Source organism: Caldimonas brevitalea (assembly GCF_001017435.1).
Lineage (GTDB): Bacteria > Pseudomonadota > Gammaproteobacteria > Burkholderiales > Burkholderiaceae_C > Caldimonas > Caldimonas brevitalea.
This window is the reverse complement of sequence record NZ_CP011371.1, coordinates 2,436,722-2,456,124: the sequence shown is the minus strand read 5'-3', so window position 1 is coordinate 2,456,124 and position 19,403 is coordinate 2,436,722. Positions and strand designations below refer to the sequence as shown.

At 68.3% G+C, this 19,403-nt stretch carries 15 protein-coding genes; all 15 read right to left on the bottom strand.

Annotated elements, in window-relative coordinates; all coding sequences use genetic code 11:
* Entirely contained in the window at positions 1 to 1,959 is a 1,959-nt protein-coding gene (tagH, locus tag AAW51_RS10965; RefSeq protein ID WP_083438216.1) for a type VI secretion system-associated FHA domain protein TagH, read from the bottom strand.
* A 197-nt stretch (positions 1,960 to 2,156) separates the two neighbouring features.
* Entirely contained in the window at positions 2,157 to 2,549 is a 393-nt protein-coding gene (locus AAW51_RS10960; protein ID WP_047194651.1) for a DUF4150 domain-containing protein, read from the bottom strand.
* 6 nt (positions 2,550 to 2,555) lie between these two features.
* Positions 2,556 to 3,203 (bottom strand): DUF3540 domain-containing protein, encoded by a 648-nt coding sequence (locus tag AAW51_RS10955; RefSeq protein WP_169788007.1) that lies wholly within the window; start codon positions 3,201 to 3,203, stop codon positions 2,556 to 2,558.
* Positions 3,204 to 3,234: 31 nt separating this feature from the next.
* Positions 3,235 to 4,296, bottom strand: a complete 1,062-nt coding sequence (locus tag AAW51_RS10950) for a pentapeptide repeat-containing protein (protein WP_047194649.1) — start codon at positions 4,294 to 4,296, stop codon at positions 3,235 to 3,237.
* On the bottom strand, positions 4,293 to 7,001 hold the full coding sequence (locus AAW51_RS28055; protein WP_083438214.1) for a DUF2169 family type VI secretion system accessory protein: 2,709 nt from the start codon (positions 6,999 to 7,001) through the stop codon (positions 4,293 to 4,295). The genes AAW51_RS10950 and AAW51_RS28055 overlap by 4 nt, the downstream gene beginning before the upstream one ends.
* A gap of 6 nt (positions 7,002 to 7,007) precedes the next feature.
* A complete protein-coding gene (locus AAW51_RS10940) occupies positions 7,008 to 7,352 on the bottom strand; it encodes a DUF3592 domain-containing protein (protein ID WP_047194648.1) in 345 nt (114 codons plus the stop codon).
* A gap of 22 nt (positions 7,353 to 7,374) precedes the next feature.
* Entirely contained in the window at positions 7,375 to 9,624 is a 2,250-nt protein-coding gene (locus AAW51_RS10935) for a type VI secretion system Vgr family protein (RefSeq protein WP_083438213.1), read from the bottom strand.
* Between the two features lie 115 nt (positions 9,625 to 9,739).
* Complete coding sequence (locus AAW51_RS10930) at positions 9,740 to 11,086, bottom strand: tetratricopeptide repeat protein (protein ID WP_047194647.1); 1,347 nt, start codon at positions 11,084 to 11,086, stop codon at positions 9,740 to 9,742.
* Positions 11,087 to 11,133: 47 nt separating this feature from the next.
* Positions 11,134 to 13,857 (bottom strand): type VI secretion system ATPase TssH, encoded by a 2,724-nt coding sequence (gene tssH, locus AAW51_RS10925; protein WP_047194646.1) that lies wholly within the window; start codon positions 13,855 to 13,857, stop codon positions 11,134 to 11,136.
* A gap of 24 nt (positions 13,858 to 13,881) precedes the next feature.
* Complete coding sequence (tssG, locus tag AAW51_RS10920) at positions 13,882 to 14,949, bottom strand: type VI secretion system baseplate subunit TssG (RefSeq protein ID WP_238947827.1); 1,068 nt, start codon at positions 14,947 to 14,949, stop codon at positions 13,882 to 13,884.
* Positions 14,946 to 16,820, bottom strand: a complete 1,875-nt coding sequence (tssF, locus tag AAW51_RS10915) for a type VI secretion system baseplate subunit TssF (RefSeq protein WP_047194645.1) — start codon at positions 16,818 to 16,820, stop codon at positions 14,946 to 14,948. The genes tssG and tssF overlap by 4 nt, the downstream gene beginning before the upstream one ends.
* A gap of 84 nt (positions 16,821 to 16,904) precedes the next feature.
* Positions 16,905 to 17,411: a type VI secretion system baseplate subunit TssE gene (gene tssE / locus AAW51_RS10910; RefSeq protein WP_047194644.1), complete on the bottom strand. Its 507-nt coding sequence runs from the start codon at positions 17,409 to 17,411 to the stop codon at positions 16,905 to 16,907.
* A gap of 7 nt (positions 17,412 to 17,418) precedes the next feature.
* Positions 17,419 to 18,258: a type VI secretion system accessory protein TagJ gene (locus tag AAW51_RS10905; RefSeq protein ID WP_157359792.1), complete on the bottom strand. Its 840-nt coding sequence runs from the start codon at positions 18,256 to 18,258 to the stop codon at positions 17,419 to 17,421.
* A gap of 1 nt (position 18,259) precedes the next feature.
* Positions 18,260 to 18,742: an Hcp family type VI secretion system effector gene (locus tag AAW51_RS10900; protein WP_047194643.1), complete on the bottom strand. Its 483-nt coding sequence runs from the start codon at positions 18,740 to 18,742 to the stop codon at positions 18,260 to 18,262.
* Positions 18,743 to 18,856: 114 nt separating this feature from the next.
* Positions 18,857 to 19,339 carry an Hcp family type VI secretion system effector gene (locus tag AAW51_RS10895; protein WP_047194642.1) on the bottom strand — a complete coding sequence of 161 codons (483 nt, stop codon included), beginning with the start codon at positions 19,337 to 19,339 and terminating at the stop codon, positions 18,857 to 18,859.
* Between the last annotated feature and the right edge of the window lie 64 nt (positions 19,340 to 19,403).

Here is a 19,403-nt window from a genome sequence, read left to right as displayed (position 1 = left end):
TTACTCTTGCGGCACGTCGCGCCGCAGCGCCTCGACGTGTTCTTCGTAGGCCTTCAGGAAAGCCTGGCCGAACAGCGCGTGGAAATCGTCTTCCGCTTCGCGCGCGATCTCCTTGTACAGCTCGGTGAACAGGTCCCACAGCCGCGCCTTGCGGGCCGCCGGGATCAGCGATTCGACCAAGCCACGGGTTGAAAGGCGCCCCTCGAGCCGCTGCGGCTCGAAGCGTTCCAACACCCCTTCGAGCGCGGCCTTGGTGCCCGCCATGAAACCGAACTGATGCGAGCGCAGGTCGTAATACGCGTCGCGCATCGCCGTGATCGGGGGCATGAAGGCCGGGTTGAGCCGGCCAGACACCAGGTACAGCATGGCCGTTTTGGCGTCGGGCGAGAACTTCAGCGGGTTGTTGTTGCGCTCCATGATCATGGTCGCGCTGGCCTTGACCTCGCGTTTCGTCACGGCACGCGCCCTGAGCAGGTCCACCGTGCCCTGCACGGCTTCGCGCACCAGGCCGCCCATGCGAAACATGAACTCCTCGGTCACGCCGTCCGGCAGGTTCACCGGGCTGCCCAATCCTTCGCAAAAGGCCGACATCAACGCGTCGACGGAGACCTGGGACCCGGCCGGCGTTGCGGCCCCCGGTGCAGCAGCGCCCGCCGCAGCACCCGGTGCCGGCGGCACTGCCGCGGACGGTGCCGCCGGCGCCGGCGCTGCCGCGGGTGGCAGGGGCGCAGTCGGATGGGCGGGCTGTGCCACGCGGAACTGTCCGGTGGCACCCTTGGGGTCGAGCGGGCCGACCGAGGCCAGCAAGTCGTCGATCGCCTTGGCACTCACACCGCCGGGTGGCGGCGGGAGGGGCGCAGCGGCGGGGCGAGACGCCGGGGGCGGCGGGGGCACCGTGGCCCGCCCACCGGGAGCGCCCGGCGCGATCGGGTCGGGTAGCGCAAAGGCCGAGTTGATCGCCGGCGTGTCATCCGGCTGTGCCGCCCCGGCGCCGCGGGCGCCGGCAGGCGTGCCGCCGAACAACGCGAGCGGGTCGTCCACCGGCTGCGAATTGCCGGGCGCCGAGCCGATGCCGGGGCCGAGCACGTCGAGCGGGTTGGCCGGCGCGCCGCCCAGGCCGAACAGCTCGTCGATCGACGCCGATTTCTCGACCGCCGGGCCGAGCAGGTCTTCGTGGCCTGCCTGCGGATTGAACGGGATCGGGGGCGGCATGCGGCGCGCCCCGGAACTCAACGGGTTGAAGCTGCCAGTGGTCGGGATGCCGGTGCTCGCAAAGCCGGGGGCGGGCGCAGGTGCCGCCCCCGCACTCCTGCCCGAGAAACTGGCGAAGGGGTCGAAATCGTCCGGGATGGCCGCCGCACCGGCCGACGGCGACGGCGGACGCACCGCCGGCGGCGCCGGGGCAGGGCCGAGACCGAACGCCTCGGGTGCGGGACGTGCCGGAGGGCTGCTCCCCGGCGCGGCGGGCGGCGTGCTGAACAGGTCGGCGAAGGGGTCGGTATGCGCACCGCCCGGTGCGCCGGCCGGCGGCAGCGCGAAAGGATCGAAGGCCGCCCCCGGCGCTGTCGCCGGACGGCCCGGTGTGCTCGCCACGGCGGCCAGACCGCCCGGGTTCACCTGCGTGCTGTGCGGATCGACCGGACGTGTCGCCGGCCCCTCCACCAGCAGCACATAAGGCCCGATGCGCAGCTCGTCGCCGGGCACCAGGGGCACGCTCTGCCCGGCGCCGACCGGTGCGCGGTTGCGCAGCGTCGGGTTGGCGCCTTTGTCGATGAGCACGTATTGCCCGCCCTGCATCTGGATCAGGGCTTGCTGCCGGGAAATCGTCTTGGCGTCGTCGGGCAATACCAGGGTGTTGCCCTCGTTGCGGCCGATGGTGCCGCCCGCCGGGCCGAACTGGGCGCCCATCGGCGCCGTCGGTGCATGGCCGGCCACGCTTACAACTCGGATCTGGAGCATGGTTGAATTTGGCTCGGTTTCAGGGCCCGCGCTGCGTCAGGTGTCGCCTCTCGGCGGGCACCATGCCGTCCCACCGCTGGCCCGGTTGGCTTTCGAGGCTAACGAAGCCCCCCGGCAGGCGCAAGGCCCCTCCCCTAACTTGAGGTCGAGGCGCCCGCCGCCGGTGATTCACTAGGTGCAGGCCGGTTTCTCGCGCCTCAGGGAGCGAGCAGCAGCACCTTGACCTGGCTCGGCGCAATGCGCATGCCTGGCGCGTTGGTGCTGTTCTGCAGCGACATGCTGGTCATGCGGGTGGCGGGCATGCCGCCGACCAGCACCGTGAACGCTGCCGTCAGGTGGCGCGACGGCCCCATCACCATGCCCGACGCCACCCCCATCGCGACACCGGCGTTGTCGCCATTGGTCAGCGGCACCATGGTGCTGAGGTTGTGCGCCGGCGCCAGGCCCCACAACACGTTGTAGGCCGCCGGCACGCCCATCGGGCCGGCCGCGATGTTGGGATAGGGGATTGGCACCGGGGCCGGCATCGGCGTCAGGCAGACGTCCGGGAACGCCATGTCGATGCCGCCCATCTGGTTGTTCGCGAACATCGTCGGTCACCCCACCTGGACTTGTTTGCCGTCGACCTTGGTCAACTCGTCGGAGCGCAGCACCGTGTGGCGCGCCCGCAGATTCATCACCTGCTGGGCCTGGAGGTCGAGATGGCCGACACGCACCAGCTCCATCTCCTCGACCTCGCGCTGGTGGTGCCGTGCGCGCAGCGACCAGACGTCGGCCACCTGGCGGCACCAGCGGGCCGTGGCTTCCAGCGTGTCGGCCATCCAGGTCAGGCTTTGCGCGGCGATGCTCACCTGCGCGCCGGTCAGCGCCACCTTGTCACCGCGCAGCTCGACGCTGGGCGCGTCGATCGCCACCTCGGTGGCCGAGCCGAAGCGGGTCGCACCGGTGGTCTGCACGCTCAGCTGGCCTTGCACGTCGAGGCGGGTGTCGCGATCGAGGTGCAGTTCGAGCGGGCCCTCGGCATGGCGCTCGAGCACCGACAGCACGAAGCAGGCATCGCCGCGGCCGGCCACCAGCACCGTGTCGCCGGGGCCGGGCCGGACCAGGCACGAAGCGGCCAGCCGGGCACGGCGCAGGCCGTAAGGTGTCGACACCGTGACGGTGGCATCGAGCGTGCGCTCCACCTCCCCGATCTCGTGGATCACCCCCTGCACGAACAGTTCGTCGTCGGCTTGCATCAACATCCAGATCTCCCGGTCCACGGTGCACGCACCGTCACAACATCGGTTGCCACGCTTCCGCGGCAGCATGGTCGGCGTCGTCGGGCGCCGCTTGTTCGCGGCGCAAACGCCACGCTTGGTCGCATTGCGCGCCGCGCAGCGAGGCGCGCTCGATCACCGCACCTTCGAAACGCGCGCCGCTCAGGTCGGCATGGCTCAGGTCGGCGTAGCGCAAGGTGGCGCCGTCGAAATCGGCTCGCGCGGCGCGCAGGCGCTGCAGCACCGACTCTTCGAGCCAGGCACCGCGAAAGCTGGCCTGCACCGCACTCGCGTCCATCCACACCGACTGGGTCAAGCGCGCAGCGTCGAAACGCGCGCCATCGGCCACCGCTTGCACCCACAGGCTTTGGGTTGCGCGGCTGCCGGCGAAGTTGGCCTGGCGCACGTCGGCGCCCTTGAAGTTGCTGCCGTCCAGCAGGGCCTGCGACAGGTCGCACCCGGCCAGCTTGGCTTCCATGAACTGGCAGCGCTCGAAGCGGCTGCCGGGCAGTGCCATGCCGCTCAGGTCGCATTCGGTGAACACGCACTGCCACGCCTGCGGCGCGGGCCCCAGCTGCGCGCGGCGCAGGTCGGCGCGATGGAACACCGTGCGCTCCAACAAGGCGCCGCTGAAGTCGCCGCCGTCGAGTTCACATTCCAGCCAGCCGACCTGGCGCAAGTCCGCACCCTGCAGCGAGGCCTGGCTCATGCGGCACTTCGCGAAGTTGGCGAGCTCGAGCTGCGCACCCGTCATGCGTGCCGAATCGAAGGCACATTCGCTGAAGGTGGCGCCGACGCCTTGCACTTGCTCGAGCCCGGCGCGGGCAAAGCGGCAACGGTGCACGGTGGCGATGCGCCACTGGCTTTGGCGCAGCTGGGCACCGTCGAAGCGGCATTCGGTCAGCGTGGCCTGCGTGAAATCGGCACCGCTCAAGTCTGCACCGCTGAAATCGACGCGCAGGAAGACGCCGCCCGCCAGCTGCGCACCGGCCAGCGAGACGCCGGCCAGGCTGACCTCGTGGACCGGGTGCCGATCGGCGATACGGCGCTGGATCTCGTGCAAGGTGATGGTGCTCACGCCGCCCCCTTGCGCGGCTCGGGGCGCTCGACCTTACGTTGCGGCTGTGTCCGGGCTTTGCTCAGCAAGGCGCCGTCGAAGCGGGTGTCGGCGTCGACGTCGATGCGCATCAAGTCGGCGGCGAACAGGTTGGTGCCGCGCAGGTCGGCGCCCTGCAACTGCGCGTGCTGCACGATCGCATTCATCATGTTGCTGCCGGCGAACGACACCTGCTGGAACTGCCCCTTCATCAGCATCGCGCCCTTCAGGCTGCTGCGGTAGAAATTGGCACCGCTCGCCTGCACCTCGGCCAGGTCGGCGCCGTCGAGCACCGCATGCGACAAATCGGCGCCTTGCAGCGGCATGCCGCGCCAGCTGCTGCGCGGCGCCTGGCTGCCGCGCAGCGACACGCCGTTGAGCCGGCTGCCGTGCACGAAACGCACGTTGGGCGCCTCGCAGCCATCGAGCACGGCGCGCTCGAGGTTGCAGGTGACGAAATCGACCGACTCGAGGTTGGCCTGGGCGAACACCGCCTCGGGCAAGCTGCACTCGATGAACGACGCGCGCGGCAAACGGGCCCGGGTGAAATTGCCGCCGGCCAGTTGGGACTTGACCCACACCGCGTGGCTCAGGTCCACCTGCACCCACTGCGTCTTGAGTGCGGAGACCTCGAGCAGGGTCAGCTTCGCGAGCCGGCTGCCGAACATCACTGCCTCGTCGAGGCGGGTGTGGTGCAGCGTCGCATTGGCGAAGCTCGCGCCGACACAGCTCGCGCCTTGCAGGTCGGCCTTGCCGAGGTTGGCGTCGTCGAACACGGCGTTGTCGAGCTTGGCCTGGCGCAGCACCGCGTGCGCGAGCGACGCGCCTTTGAAGATGGCCGCGGTGAGGTTGGCACCGGTGAAGTCGACGCCTTCCAGCTGGGCCTCGGTGAAGTCCACGCCCGACAGGTCCATGCCGGCGAAATTGCCGCCGCCGAGCTTGAGGCGCGCGAAACTGCGGCCTTGCTCGCGGGCCCGGCTGGCGCCGTCGCGCCAGCGCGCCGCGATGCCAGCGTCCACCGCGGAGGGCGGCGCCTGCATGTGGGCCACCAAACGCGCCATGCGCTCGTGCTGTCCGCCCGACTGTGACGCCAGCGCCTTGAGCTTCGGGTCGATGTTGGGCAGGCCCTCAGCCTGCGCCGGCGGCAGCCCGGCCCTCAGCTCGGCCAAACCGGCTTCGAGCGCGGCCACCAGGTTGGGGCCGCTGGCCTGCGCGGCACTGGCGGCCGACGGTTTCAGCTTGGGCAGGATGGCTTGCAGCGCGGTGTTGTGCGCACCGCCCGACGCCCGCAGCGCCTGCAGGCTGGCGGCGCCGCGCTGCTGGACCAGCGACGCGGCCTTGGCCGTCAGCGCCGGCGCCTGTTGCTGCAGCGTCTTGGCCAGGCCCATCAAGGCTTTCGGGTCGTGGGCGGCTGCGGCGGCCAGATCGGGCAGCGACAGCTCACGCCGCAGCTGCGCCTGCGACTGATCGAGGCCTTGCGCCGCAGCGGCGCCGAACTGGCTCTGCAGGCGTTCGCGCAGCTGGGCCTGGGCCTGTGCCAGCTTCTCGTCCACCCGTTGCAGCGAGATCGGCGCGGCGCCCAGCAGGCGGCGGTGGCGATCGAGCGCCTCGTTGACCGTCACCAGGCCGTCGGGCAGCAGCTCTTCGTCTTCGAGCATCTTGATGCCGCCGATGGTCTCGTCGAGGCGCTCGCGGATGGCGCGCAGGTAGTGCGCGCGCTCGCGCGGCCGTGCGCTCCATTCGGCGGCCACCAGGATGCGGCTGACCTCGTCGGCAAACTCGTTCTCGGCCTGCATCAGCGCGTGCCAGACCAGCACCGCGGCCTGCAGCTCGGGGAAAAACCAGACCGTGGTCAGCTGCGAGTCGAGAAAGCGGGCCCGTTCGGCGTCCATCGCATGCGTCTGCACCGCCACCACCGGACGGATGCCCGGCAGTCGGCCGGACAGCACCGGCAGCTCGGGGTGCAGATGGCGCAATTCATAGGGCTCGTCGCCCGTGAAGGGCCGCGGCTGCCACTGGTCTTCGCTGGCGAGATTGAAAAAACGCCAGTTCAGGTCGCGCGGGAAGCCGGGATAGTCCTGCTTCAACCAGTCCTCGCCATAGGTGCCGTCGTGCCGCTTGCGCTGCGGCCACATCGGCGGCAGCGGCGCGAAACTGGCGGGCGTGATGGCCGTTTGCGGGCCGCGGCTGGGCGCATGCGGGTACTCGAGGCGCGGCAACGCCTGGGGCTGACCGTCGGCTGCAGGGCTCAGGCCGATGCCGAGCGGGTTGGCCTCGAAGCCGGCGCCACCATAGGCCTGGGTCCAATCGAGCGGTACCGGGGTGAACGGCGCCGGGTCGCAGGCACGGTCACCTGCCCAGACGCGTTCACCAAAGGCATGCAGTCGCTTGGACAGCGAGCCGAGGCGCACCTCGACCTCGACGCCACCCCGTGGTGCATCACCCGCCGGCGCATGGGCGCGGCCGGTGACCAGATACTCGCCGCCGGTCTTGGGCATGCAAGCGTCGAGCGGCACGTCGGGCGGCAGCAGCGGCGGCACGGCCTGCCACAGCTCCTGCTCGGAGCGCAGCCGGGGGCTGTCGCCGAGCTGCAGCATCGCCATGGTGGTGACGCACAACCAGGCCTTGCCCTCGCGCTCGAAGCAGCGGTGCAGGACCGACAGGTGTTGCGGTTTCAAAACCCTCATGTCGGCTCAGCGCGCCCACGGCTCGTCGAACGCCAGCCGCTGCGGGTTCTCGCGGTCGACGCGCACCTGCAGCACCGAGCCGACCTGCACCGACGTCAGGTTCAGCACCGGCACCGTCTTCTTCAGCGTGACCTCATAGGGCGGTTGCCCCGGCTTCTCGACGCCGAGGCGGAACTCGATCTCGGGGTTCTTGTTGACCCAGGTGCCGGTCTGCCGAGCCTGCAGCACCGTAGCCCGCGCCGCGATGCCCTCGCGGCGCAGCTTCTCCACCCGGTGCTGGTCACGGGCGACCACCACCACCACCAACATCAGCACGACAAAGGCAATGCCGAAACCCCACCAGACACTCATGCGACGCACTCCGCCTCCAGGCTCAGCCGATGATCTTGATGCCGACCTTGGCCAACGCGAGCGAACCCATCACGATCTGGGTCGCGGGGTTGGACACGTGCAGCGCTGCGGTGATCGACTTGAGCGTTTCGCTTTCCACGTCGACGTTCACCACCTCGACCTTGCAGGTGGTCGCCGCCATCTCGAGCTGCTTCTGCTCGATGTTGACGCCGGTGGTCGACATCGCAACGCCCACCATCTCGCCCTTGATGCCGACCACGGCGAACTCGTTGCCCTTGATGTTGCTCTCGTCCGGCGTGACCGCGGTGATCTTGGCGCCGCCGATGATGTCGAGCTTGGGCGTGTTGATGACGACGCCGGTGCCGCCGATCACGGTCGCCACCGCCGGCGTGTTCAACGTGATCCCCGCGGTGGCCGTGGCCATGAAGTTCATCGGCGTCGTGAAGTCGATGCCGTTGCTGGCCGTCTGCAAGAAGCCGCCGATGATGTCTTCCTGCACGTCGCCGGTCACCTTGATGATCTGGCCACCGTCGGTCACCGTGTGCTGGTGGCCGCCGTGGATGGTCGTCTTCAAGCCCTTCGAGATGTCCTCGACCTCGCCGCCCTTGATGGTGCGGTCGCTCAGCTTGTCGACCGTCAGCTTGCGCTGGTCGCCCTTGACATGCTCGTGGCGCTCCTTGTCGACGGTCAGCTTGTCGTGGCCGTGGATGTTCGTCGTACGGTCACGGCCGACGTCGCGCAGTTCGTCGACTTCGACCTCGGTGCGCAGCTGCCGCTCGGCATGCACATAAACCTCTTCCTCGCCCTTCTTGTCCTCGAAGCGCAGCTCGTTGGCGTTGCTGGTCGAGCCGCCCTTGGTGGAGCGGGTGACGATGCCGGTGCGGGTCTTGTGCTCGGTCAGCGTCCAAGGCGGCATGTGCTCCTTGTTGTAGACGCGGCCGGTGATCATCGGGCAGTCGGGGTCGCCTTCGAGGAAGTCGACAATGACCTCCTGGCCGATGCGCGGGATCGCGATCATCCCGAAGTTCTTGCCGGCCCACGGATGCGACACGCGCACCCAGCACGAGCTGTTCTCGTTCGACTCGCCGCGCCGGTCCCAGTGGAACTGCAGCTTGACGCGGCCGAACTCGTCGGTATGGATCTCGTCTGCCGACGGGCCGACCACGATGGCCGTCTGCGGCCCCTGCACCGTCGGCTTGGGCGTGACGCGCATCGGCCGGAAGGTCTCGCGGCTGTCGAGCACGGCGAAACTGCAGCGGAAGCTGGCGCCGGTCGACGCCTGGGCTTCGTATTCGTTGTATTCCAGCTCGAGCGTCGAGCGCACCACCAGATGCTCGCGCGCCGCCTGCACACGCGGATGGCCGGTCAGGCAGAACAGCGCACCGACCGCGAGGCCGCGCGCGTTGCCCGCGCCTTCGACCAACTCGTGGCGGGCCTGCAGCTCTTCCAGCCGGATCTTGACGTAGTGCTCACCGTCGGCCGCGTTGCGGTACTCGCCGGGGTAGTCGTAGTACTCGCCGGTGGCTTGCGCATGCTCGCGCTGGCGCCGCGTCGACACGCGCAGATCGGTGCTCGGCTTGATGAAGTCGAAGTCGTCGATGACGTAGGCGCCCGGCTGGATCTCGCGCGAGTAGAACCACCCCGCCACGTATTCCTGTTCGAGCCGCCCGCCGCGGTCGTGCGGGACGAAGGGGATGCTGTCATAGCCCGGGAACGGGACGTGCGCGCTGGGCCCGTCCGCCAGCACCAGCGTGTGCTTGCCGTCCTGGTGCTCGAAGAAGTAGTAGATCCCCTCCTGCTCCATCAGCCGGCTGACGAAGTTGAAGTCGGTCTCGCGGTACTGGACGCAATAGTCCTTGGGGCTGTAGCTGCCCGTCAATCGGCTTTCGAACGCGGCGGCCGGGTATTTGTCGAACACCTGGGCCAGGATCTCGGGCACCGTCTTGTTCTGGAAGATGCGGCAGTCGCTGGTGCGTGTCAGCAGCCACAACCACGGCCGGGCGGTCAGCTGAAAACGGTGGTAGCGGCCGAGGTAGCCGCTGTAGCCGAAGCGCGTCACGTAGCCGTCGAAGCAGCGCTGCCCGCCGTGGGGCAGCTCCAGTTTCACGGTGACGTTCTGGCCGAGCAGGTCGTCGGGGTTGATGTCGTCGCGCTCGCAGAGCACTTCGATGTGGAACTCGAACAAGCGGCCCAGTTCCTCGTTCGCGCTCATCGAGCGGAACAGCAGCACGTCCTCACCCAGAGGCGTGCTGATCTCCATCACGCGTGACATAACTTCCGACCTTCCCCATGCGCAGCGGCGCCTTGTCCAAACCCAGAACGACCGATTCGAAGCGCTCGTGTTCGAGTGGCTGCATTGTGCGCAAGGTCGGGCGCGGGCTGTATCCCTAACCTGGCGGGACAACTGCCCTTGCGGTCACCACCCAGCCTTCGACCGGCTTGCCGTTTTCGTTGCGCAAGGCCTGGCCGTCGAGGTGCTGCACCTCGAAGCCGGTGTCGGCGAGTACCTGCTTCAGGTAGCGGGCTTGATGGCTGTAGCGGCCGTGGGGGTTGAGGTGGAAGCCGGGGCCCGGCGTGTCGTCCGGGTAGGCCTCGACCGTGAAGATCAGCCAGCCCCCCGTGTGCAGGGCACGGCGGCTGGCGCGGCACACGGCGGCAAGGTCGCCGAAATAGCACAAGGTGTCGGCCGAGACGATCAGGTCGTAGGTGGCCGGCGCGGCCTCGATGAAGGCGGTCAACTCGGCCTTCACCAGTTCGTCGTAGACCTCCCGCGGTGCCGCCTTGGCCAGCATCTGGGCCGACAGGTCGACACCCACCAGCCGCTGGGAATACGGCGCGAGCAAGGGGCCGCACAGCCCGGTACCGCAGCCGGCATCGAGCACGGCGAGCGCCTTCGCGGGCTCGCCGCAGGCGGCCACGACCGCGTCGGCGATCAGTTGAGGCGCTCGGTAGCCGAGACGCGCCAGCTTGCCGTCGAAGCTGTGCGCAAAACGGTCGAAGGTGTTTTCGACGTACGCATCGGACGCGCGCTCGGGCACCTGTTCACCGGAGCAGGCCGCCAGGTAATGCTGTGCGACCGGGTTGCCCGGGTCTTGGGCCAGCCATTCCCGGTAGACCTCGGCCGCCTCGGCGATACGGCCGACGGCGTAGTAGCCGATCCCCAGCATCTTGCGCGCTTCGGCGTGGCCGGGCTTGAACCGGAGGGCGGTGCGGAACTGGTCCAGGGCATCGCCCGTCTGGCCGCGGTCGGACAACAGGTTGCCGAGGTTGTTGTACGCATCGGCGAATTGCGGGTCGAGTTCGATCGCGCGCCGGTAGGCGACTTCCGCCTCGTCGAGGCGTCGCTGCGCGCGCCGCAGCACGCCCAGGTTGTTGTGGATGTCGGCCCGCTCGGGCGACAGCGCGGCCGCCAGCTCGTAGGCTTCGGCTGCCGGCTCGAGCCGGCCCATCTCGAGCAGCACGTTGCCGGCGTTGCTGTGCCAGTCGGGCAGCTTGGGGTTGAGCGCCAGCGAACGCTCGATCAGCTCCCAGGCCTCTTCACCCCGCCCCTGCTGGTGCTTGAGCACGCCGAGGAAGTGGGTCGCGTCAGCGTGCCGCGGCGCGAGCTTGAGGATACGGCCGTAGAGCGTTTCGGCCTCGCCGAGCGCGCCCTTGCGGTGCAACTCGATGGCCACGCGCATCGCGTCGGGCAGGCTCAGGTGAGCCGGGCTCTTGAGGGTTTTGCGCCGCTTCATCGCCTACCTGTCCTTTCCGTGGTGGTGCTCACGCCGACCGGGCCGCGTCACTCGAAGCTGTACGAGAAATTGTTGTCGGCGACGCCCACCTTCACCTTCGGCACCGTCTCGCCCTTCATCATGCGGGTCAGGAACTCGCGTGACAGGTCGGGCAGCATGGTGTTGGTGAGGATGGCGTCGATCATGCGGCCGCCCGACTCGCTCTCGGTGCAGCGCGAGACGACCAGCTGGATCACCTCGTCCGAATACTCGAACGGCACCTTGTGGCGCTCTTCGATGCGCTTCTTGATGCGGCCCAGCTGCAGCTTGACGATGCGGCCCAGCATCTCGTCCGACAACGGATAGTAGGGAATGGTGACCAGCCGGCCCAGCAGCGCGGGCGGGAAGATCTTCAACAGCGGTTCGCGCAGTGCCTTGGCCAGGCCTTCCGGGTCGGGCAGCAGCTCGGGGTCGCGGCACATGCTGGAGATCAGCTCGGTGCCGGCGTTGGTGGTCAGCAAAATCAGCGTGTTCTTGAAGTCGATGAAGCGGCCCTCGCCGTCTTCCATGAAACCCTTGTCGAACACCTGGAAGAACATCTCGTGGACGTCGGGGTGAGCCTTCTCGACCTCGTCGAGCAGCACCACGCTGTAGGGCTTGCGTCGCACCGCTTCGGTCAGCACGCCGCCTTCGCCGTACCCCACATAGCCCGGGGGGGCGCCCTTCAGCGTCGACACCGTGTGGGCTTCCTGGAACTCGCTCATGTTGATCGTGACCAGGTTCTGCTCGCCGCCATACAAGGCTTCCGCCAGCGCCAACGCGGTTTCGGTCTTGCCGACGCCCGAGGTGCCGGCCAGCATGAACACGCCGATCGGCTTGTTGGGGTTGTCGAGCCCGGCGCGCGTGGTCTGGATGCGCTTGGCGATCATCTCCATCGCATGGTCCTGGCCGATCACGCGCTGCCCCAGCGCCTTGGGCAGGTTGAGCACGGTCTCGATCTCGTTGCGCGCCATGCGGCCGACCGGGATGCCGGTCCAGTCGGCCACCACGCTCGCCACCGCCTGGTAGTCCACCGTCGGCAGGATCAGCGGGCTCTCGCCTTGCAGCGCGACCAGCTGGGCCTGCACGCCTTTGAGCTGCTCCAGCAGCGCGGCGCGGTCGGTGTCGGTCAGCTTGTGCTCGTCGGGCGTCGCGGCCTCGGCCTTGGCTTCGAGCGTGCTGCCGGTGCCTTCGACGGCGCGCACGCCGCCGCGCAGCTGGGCACGGATCGCCAGCAGCTGGTCGACCAGGGTTTTTTCCTGCGTCCAGCGTTCGCTCAGCACGGCCAGCCGTTCGCGCTCGGCAGTGAGCAAGGTGTTGGCGGCCGCCTCGCGTTCGGTGGTGTCGATGCCGATGGTCTTTTCACGGCCGATGATGGCCAGCTCGGTTTCCAGCGCCTCGATGCGGCGCTGGCTGTCTTCGACTTCGGCCGGGGTGGCGTGCAGGCTCACGGCGACCCGCGCGCACGCGGTGTCGAGCAGGCTGACGGCCTTGTCCGGCAGCTGGCGCGCCGGGATGTAGCGGTGCGACAGCTTGACCGCGGCTTCGAGCGCCTCGTCGAGGATCTGCACCTTGTGGTGCTTCTCCATCATGCTGGCGACACCGCGCAGCATCAAAATGGCCTTCTGCTCCGACGGCTCGTCGACCTGCACCACCTGGAAGCGCCGCGTCAGCGCCGGGTCTTTCTCGAAGTATTTCTTGTACTCGGCCCAGGTGGTGGCCGCCACGGTCCGCAGCGTGCCGCGCGCGAGCGCCGGCTTCAGCAGGTTGGCCGCGTCGCCGGTGCCGGCCGCGCCGCCGGCGCCGACCAGCGTGTGGGCTTCGTCGATGAACAGGATGATGGGCTTGGGCGAGGCCTGCACTTCCTCGATCACCTGGCGCAAGCGCTGCTCGAACTCGCCCTTCATGCTGGCACCGGCCTGCAGCAGCGCGATGTCGAGGGTGCGCAGCTCGACATCCTTGAGCGCCGGCGGCACGTCGCCCTTGACGATACGCTGAGCGAAACCTTCGACCACGGCGGTCTTGCCGACGCCGGCCTCGCCGGTCAGGATCGGGTTGTTCTGGCGCCGACGCATCAGGATGTCGATCACCTGGCGGATCTCGTCGTCACGGCCGACGATGGGGTCCATCTTGCCGGCGCGGGCCTGCTCGGTCAGGTCGACGGTGAACTTCTTCAGCGCCTCTTGTTTGCCCATCTGCGGCGCGGCCATCGCGCCGCTCGCCTCGCCCGGCGCGGCACCGGCCATGCCGGTGCCGTCGGTGGGGCGCATGCCCTCTTCCGGCGAGCCGGCGACGATCTTGGCGAAGTCTTCGGCCAGATCGTCGGGGCGGATGCGCTCGAACTGGCGCGAGATCGCCAGCAAGGCGCTGCGCAGGAACGAGGTCTTCAGCAAGCCGACCAGCACGTGGCCGGTGCGCACCTGCGACTCGCCGTACTTCAACGAGCCGTAGACCCAGCCACGCTCCACCGCATTGGTGATGTGGTCGGACAGGTCGGAGATGGCCGTTGCGCCGCGCGGCAGCCGGTCGAGCGCATTGGTGATGTCCTTGGCCAGCACCGAGACGTCGAGCCCGAAGTGCTGGATGATGCGGTGCCAATCGCTGTCTTGCACCTGGACGATCTGCGACACCCAGTGCTCCAGCTCGACGTAAGGGTTGCCGCGCAGCTTGCAGAACACGGTTGCACCCTCGACGGCCTTGTAGGCCACGCTGTTCAGCTTGCCGAACAGCGCCACTCGGCTGATCTCACTCATGGTTCTCTCCTTCGATACGGTTCGTCATCCAGCGGCATCCGCGCGGGGGGTGGTCGTGGGGTGGGTGGGCGTGGCGGGCCGCCGGGTCATCCGGCTGCGCACCTGCTCGGGGTTCAGGGTCAAGGGGTGGGCGTCGCTCGCGTCGCGGCGCCGGCCGGCCCAGGAGGTCCAGCCAAGGCGCGCGTGCTTGCCGAGCCGGCCGGGTGGCACCTGGTCGGCGCGCAGGATCAAGCGCACGTCCCAGTCGAGCTCGAAGCCGATGTACTGCCGCACCGCGGCCACCAGCGGCTCGAGCGCCTCGCCGCCGGGCAGGAACTGCAGATACTCGGACATCGTTAGCGGGCCCAGGTGGACCCGGAACTTGTGCTGGCGGTCCCAGACCCGCTTGCCGAGCACGGCGCCCACGCCCAGCTGCTTGCCGGTGTCGGGCTCGCGCTGCAGCCGGGTGCGCTGGTGCTGCGGCAGTTGCATCCAGTGCGCGACGAACGGTTCGATCTGCGTCGGCAGCCCGAAATAGCCTTGCAAAAAGGCGCACAAGCCGTCGGCATTGCGGGCCTGGCGCACCAGCAGCCCGGCGAAATGCAGCTTGGCGTTGTCGGGCATCGCGTCGCGCCGCTGCAAGGTGGGCGCGCCGATGCCGAACAGGGAGCCGACATAACTCGCGAACCGGTCATCCTTCGGACGGTCGAGCGCCACCGTCGGCTGCGCCTGCGCCCAGGCGCGGTAGAACAGCAGCAGCATGCGGTGGTGGAACACGTCGGCGAACCGCGCCATGCTGCGGTCGCCGTGGTGCAGCAGGCGTTCGCGGGCGTAGTCGGTCAGGTGCAGCGGCAACGGGCCGTTGGGGCCGAACACGCCGAAAAATCGCACCTCTAGCCGTGGTGGATAACCGCCGGTCGCCGGCTTGAAGCCCGACAGCGAGGCCGGGGCGAAGTCGAGCGCCGGCTCCTGGCCGAGACGGATCGGCTCGTCGACCGGGCGCTGGCCCAGGCCCAGGCGCGGCTTGTCGGTGTAATGGCACTCGATGCGCCGCATCGCCCAATAGAAATCGTGGCGGTACGGGGCAGCCTCGAGGGCTTGCCACAGTTTCACAGGATGGCTCGGCTTCCGCACTTCGGCACCCAACGCATCAGCTCGCCGCGGCTGGTCGAGCGCAGCACGGTTTCGGTGAAGGAATTGATCGAGACGTAGCGGCCGAAGAAGCTTGCCAGCACCGCGCCGAACAAAAAGGCACTGGCGCCCTGGAAGGCGAACTCGTCAACCTCGAGCTGGATCTCGAGGCCGCGGCCGAAGGTGATCGGGCCGGGCACCGGGAAGCGCCGCACCGTCGGCTGGGTGCGCACGCTGCGCAGACCGTCGATCTGCTTGAGCAGGCTGGCGTCGCCGCTTTGCGCATAGAGCGACAGCAGGTCACGCAGCGCGGCCGCACCTTCGCGCTCGTCGGTGTCGACCAGCGACAGATAGTTGAGCGACAGCTGGTTGACGAACTTCCAGCTGGCCGTGCCCTCGCGGATGGCCGAATGCGGCCGCGACGGCCCGCGCAAGGCCCGCACGCTCTCGACCGGCGCGGCCATGTCGAGCACGAAGTCGGTCTTGCCGGCGCCCAGCGGCATGTGCAGCGGCAGGTCGCGGTTGGTGCACAAGGCGGTGACGGCCAGCTGGCGCAGGTCTTCGCTGAACGGCGCCTCCTTCGGGTCGACCAGCGACAGATAGACCTCGCTGCCCACGTAGCTGGAGCGGGCGCCGCGGCGCTTTTGTTCGGTCGACAGCAAGCGCGGCTCGCGCTGCAGGCTGTAATACGCCTGGTGCCCCGCTTCCTTGGCATGGAAGGCGGCATAGAACGGCAGGAAGCGGTGCTCGCTGTCGGCGCCGACACCGTAGCCGGTGACCGAGAGCACGTCGTAGACCTCGAAGTCCATCGGCTTGGTGCGGTCCGGCACCACGTGGTAGTCGTGCTGGTTGTCGCTGATGTGGATACGGTCGCAGCGCCGCTCGAACAGGTTGATCGCCGGCGCGCAATAGAGCGAGAAGTTGCCGGCGTCGACGACGTTTTCGAGCGAGGCGTCACCGCGTTCCAGCAGCAGCACGACCTCGATCTCGTTGCCGTTGTGGCGGCGCAGGGCCGGGGCCAGCCCCTGGATGTCGAACATCATGAAGCGCTGCGGGAAACTGAAATACTCCTGCAGCAGCCGGTAACCCTGGAAGTTGCGCAGCCCCGTCGGCAGCAGCGCCTCGTCGTCGCCGAAGCCGGCCGGCACCACCGTGGTCGACGGCAGCATCTGTTGCCACACCACCGGCCGCTGCGGCGGCAACACCATCACGCCCATCGTGCTGCCGAGGATGGCCTCGTAGAGCTTGTAGGCGATGTCGTCGCCGCCGGACAAATGCAGGCGCAGCGAGTCCAGCTCGATCTGGTTGAAGTTGAGGCCGGCGGTGCAACGCAGACGCAGCCGCACGCCGCCCTTGATACGGCGACCGCCCGGCACCTGGTTGAGCGGCAGGTCCGGGGCGTACGAGAAGTACGCGGCCGAGGCGATCTCGATCGGCCACATCGTCACGTCGCTCGCGGTGCGGAACTGGCACGGCGTCTCGTCGCCCTTGCCCAGCAGGCTGCGCATCGTGCTGCCGCGCGCGATCTTGAAGCCGCGCGCCAGGTTGCCGTCGTTCAGGTCGGGCCGGAACTGCGCCATCACCATCGCCGGCATCGGCGCGAGGTAATTGGGGTAGACGATCTCGAGCAGCCGCTGCGTGAAGCGCGGGAACTCGGCGTCGATCTTGAGCTGCACACGGCCGGCGAGGAAGGCGAAACCTTCCAGCAAGCGCTCGACATACGGGTCGGCGACTTCGATGCCGTCCATGCCGAGGCGGCCGGCGATCTTGGGGAACTGCTGGGCGAACTCGGCCCCCATCTCGCGCAGATGTTGCAGTTCCTGGTTGTAGTAGCGCAGCAGCCGGGGGTCCATGGTGTCCTACGACTCGATCAAAGGTGCCGGGCGGCATGGGCCGCGCGGGCAAGCAGGGGCAAATACATCGGCACGGGAAGCGACTCAGCGGGTCAGTTCCTGGATCTCGACCTGCCCGGTTTCGAGGTCGACCTCGGTGCGCAGCAGCAACTCGAACGGCACCGGCTGCGCCCACAGGTGACCCGAGATCTTCAGGCTGACGACGTTGTGGTGATCCATCTGCAGCTCCGACACCAGCGCCTCGACCTTCAGGCTCGACGCCATGATGCGCGGCTCGAAGTCGAGGATGGAGCGCTTGACCTCGCTTTCGAGGTTGACGATGTCGAGCGTCGACGCGGTCTCGCCCGACAGCGCCGGCAGGCCGAAGTTGATCACCGAGCGACAGGCATGCGGATGCCGTGCCCAATCGACCTCGCCCGACATCCGCGTGGCATTGAACAACCACGCCAGGTCGCGCAGTACCGCCTCGCGCAGCCGGGTCTTGCTGAGCACCCGCTGTTCGCGCGGCTCGACCGTCTTCGACGGATCGTCGTCGGTCAGGCGGTCGAGCAAGGCCGGTTGGAGCCGCTCCTGCGGGGTCAGTTCTGCCACGTCGTGCTCACTCCGTTGCCGGCGTTTCGGCGGACGTGTCGGCGGGCGCAAGGTCCCACTCGATCGAGCGCACGTCCATCAAGGGCACGTCGCCGCCGTCGGTGGTCAGCACACGCTGGCCGCTACCGACATAAAACCCGGCCGACGGCTCCTGCCAGACCGTCTTGCGCGACAGCGCCAGCAGGCCGTCGCCGGCACTCTCGCTCCCGGCGTAGCGGGTGGGGATCAAGCCGACCGTTTCGCCGCCGTTTTCGAATTGCAGGTGGGCGGGCATCCAGACCGCGTCACGCAGGTCGGCGGGCGCTTCCAGCGTCAGCTTGGCGAGCCGGGCGAACGGCACCCAGTAGTACTTGCCGTTGATGATGACTTCGAGCACCGGGCCGAGCCGCATGTCGGCGTCGGCAATCCAGGCGAACGGCGTCTCGCCCAGCTTGCCGGTGCCGGCCGGCGCCTGCTCGAACGCCTGGTCGCGCAAGGCGCGCGCATCGGCGGCCTGGCCCTGGCCCTCGCGCAGCAGTGCTTCGAGCAGCAGCGCGATCCAGGGCTCGGGCTCGCCGAACAGCATCGGCACCTTGCGGCCCTCGAACACCTGAGCCCGCAGCAGCTCGCACTTGATCGCTTCGCGATAGGTCTGCGCCATCGCCAGCGTGGACGGGTCGAGTTCGGCGGCGACGTTGAGCTGGTTCAGCGCGCGCTCCCATTGCCCCAGCACGCACAGCAGCTGGAACAAGAACACGCGCTTCTTCGCATCGGCCGGCTTGGCCCGCACTTCGTCTTGCAGCGCCTTGAGGGCGGCCGCGGGGTCGCCCGCGCGCAAATGGGCTTCGGAGTTGAGCAGGTCGGCCATGTCAGTTCACCTCCGCGGTGAAGCTGCTGCTGCCCTTCTTGATGCCTCTGTCGTCCTGGGCGCTGTATTCGACCAGGATCTTCTGGAACGAGAAGGTGATGCGCTCGGCCAGGATGTCGTTGGCGTCGCTCAGCGTGGTCACGTCGTAGGACGTGATGCGCGCCTGCTCGAGCGTGACGACGAGATAGTCGATCGGCAGGCCGCCCGACTTGCGCACCGACAGCACCACCTTCTTCAGCAATTCGTTGTTGCGCATGACCGACATCAGGGCGGTCGACGCGGCGTCGACTTCCTTGGTCACGTGCAGGGATTCGACGGTGGTCTTGGCCGACGTGCCCGCGCCGCTCATCGCGCTGGCCGACCGCATGCCCCAGGACCAGCCGACGACGTCGATCTCGTCGCGGTGGATCTGGTCGTTCGCCTCGCCCTTGATGCCCCCTGAGCGAGTGCCGTCGACCTTGAGAAACATATCGCCGTAAGACATGGCAGGCTTCCGTTCAACAGACGTGGTCCGCGTCGTGGCGTCTTGGTCCACGCACGGCGCGTTAACAAGAAGGCGCAGGCCCACATGGGGCCTGCGCAGGGTCACGCGGTTGCGTTAGACCTTGACGTTCTCGGCGATGTTCCAGGCCGACTCGACCACCGCTTCGCCCGAACCGTCCGGCTTCTGCGGGGTGTACTCGACCTTGAACTCGGCGAAGTTCAGCGTCAGGTTCTCGGTCAGACGGTCTTCGCCGCCCGAACCGCCGGTGCTGAGGTTGGCCACGATGACTTCCTTCATCGTGATCTTGATGTACTCGAGCGGCTTCTCGCCGGCCTTGCGCACCGTCAGCACGGCTTCCTTGTAATGCTTGCCGTTGCAGCAGGCCAGCATCAGGGTCGGGGTCGACTTGTCGACGTACTTGGTCAGGGAGATGTCTTGCACCGACACCTTGCCCGAGCCGCCGCCACCACCCAGGTGGGTGGTGCCGGACTGGGACAAGCCCCAGCTCCAGGCCAGCACGTCGATCGTGCCCTTGTGCTTCGCATCAACCGACTCGCCCTTGACGTCGTCAATCTTCAAAAACATATCTACAGCCATGTCGCGCTCCTATTTGCAATGACAGCGTTGATAAAAGTACTGCGTCTTCTTCGCCGGCCCCTCA

Excerpts from the sequence above, each read along its gene's own strand:
- tagH (WP_083438216.1), bottom strand. The coding sequence starts at position 1,959 with ATGCTCCAGATCCGAGTTGTAAGCGTGGCCGGCCATGCACCGACGGCG.
- AAW51_RS10960 (WP_047194651.1), bottom strand. The coding sequence starts at position 2,549 with ATGTTCGCGAACAACCAGATGGGCGGCATCGACATGGCGTTCCCGGAC.
- AAW51_RS10955 (WP_169788007.1), bottom strand. The coding sequence starts at position 3,203 with ATGTTGATGCAAGCCGACGACGAACTGTTCGTGCAGGGGGTGATCCAC.
- AAW51_RS28055 (WP_083438214.1), bottom strand. The coding sequence starts at position 7,001 with ATGAGGGTTTTGAAACCGCAACACCTGTCGGTCCTGCACCGCTGCTTC.
- AAW51_RS10940 (WP_047194648.1), bottom strand. The coding sequence starts at position 7,352 with ATGAGTGTCTGGTGGGGTTTCGGCATTGCCTTTGTCGTGCTGATGTTG.
- AAW51_RS10935 (WP_083438213.1), bottom strand. The coding sequence starts at position 9,624 with ATGTCACGCGTGATGGAGATCAGCACGCCTCTGGGTGAGGACGTGCTG.
- AAW51_RS10930 (WP_047194647.1), bottom strand. The coding sequence starts at position 11,086 with ATGAAGCGGCGCAAAACCCTCAAGAGCCCGGCTCACCTGAGCCTGCCC.
- tssH (WP_047194646.1), bottom strand. The coding sequence starts at position 13,857 with ATGAGTGAGATCAGCCGAGTGGCGCTGTTCGGCAAGCTGAACAGCGTG.
- tssF (WP_047194645.1), bottom strand. The coding sequence starts at position 16,820 with ATGGACCCCCGGCTGCTGCGCTACTACAACCAGGAACTGCAACATCTG.
- AAW51_RS10905 (WP_157359792.1), bottom strand. The coding sequence starts at position 18,258 with ATGGCCGACCTGCTCAACTCCGAAGCCCATTTGCGCGCGGGCGACCCC.
- AAW51_RS10900 (WP_047194643.1), bottom strand. The coding sequence starts at position 18,742 with ATGTCTTACGGCGATATGTTTCTCAAGGTCGACGGCACTCGCTCAGGG.
- AAW51_RS10895 (WP_047194642.1), bottom strand. The coding sequence starts at position 19,339 with ATGGCTGTAGATATGTTTTTGAAGATTGACGACGTCAAGGGCGAGTCG.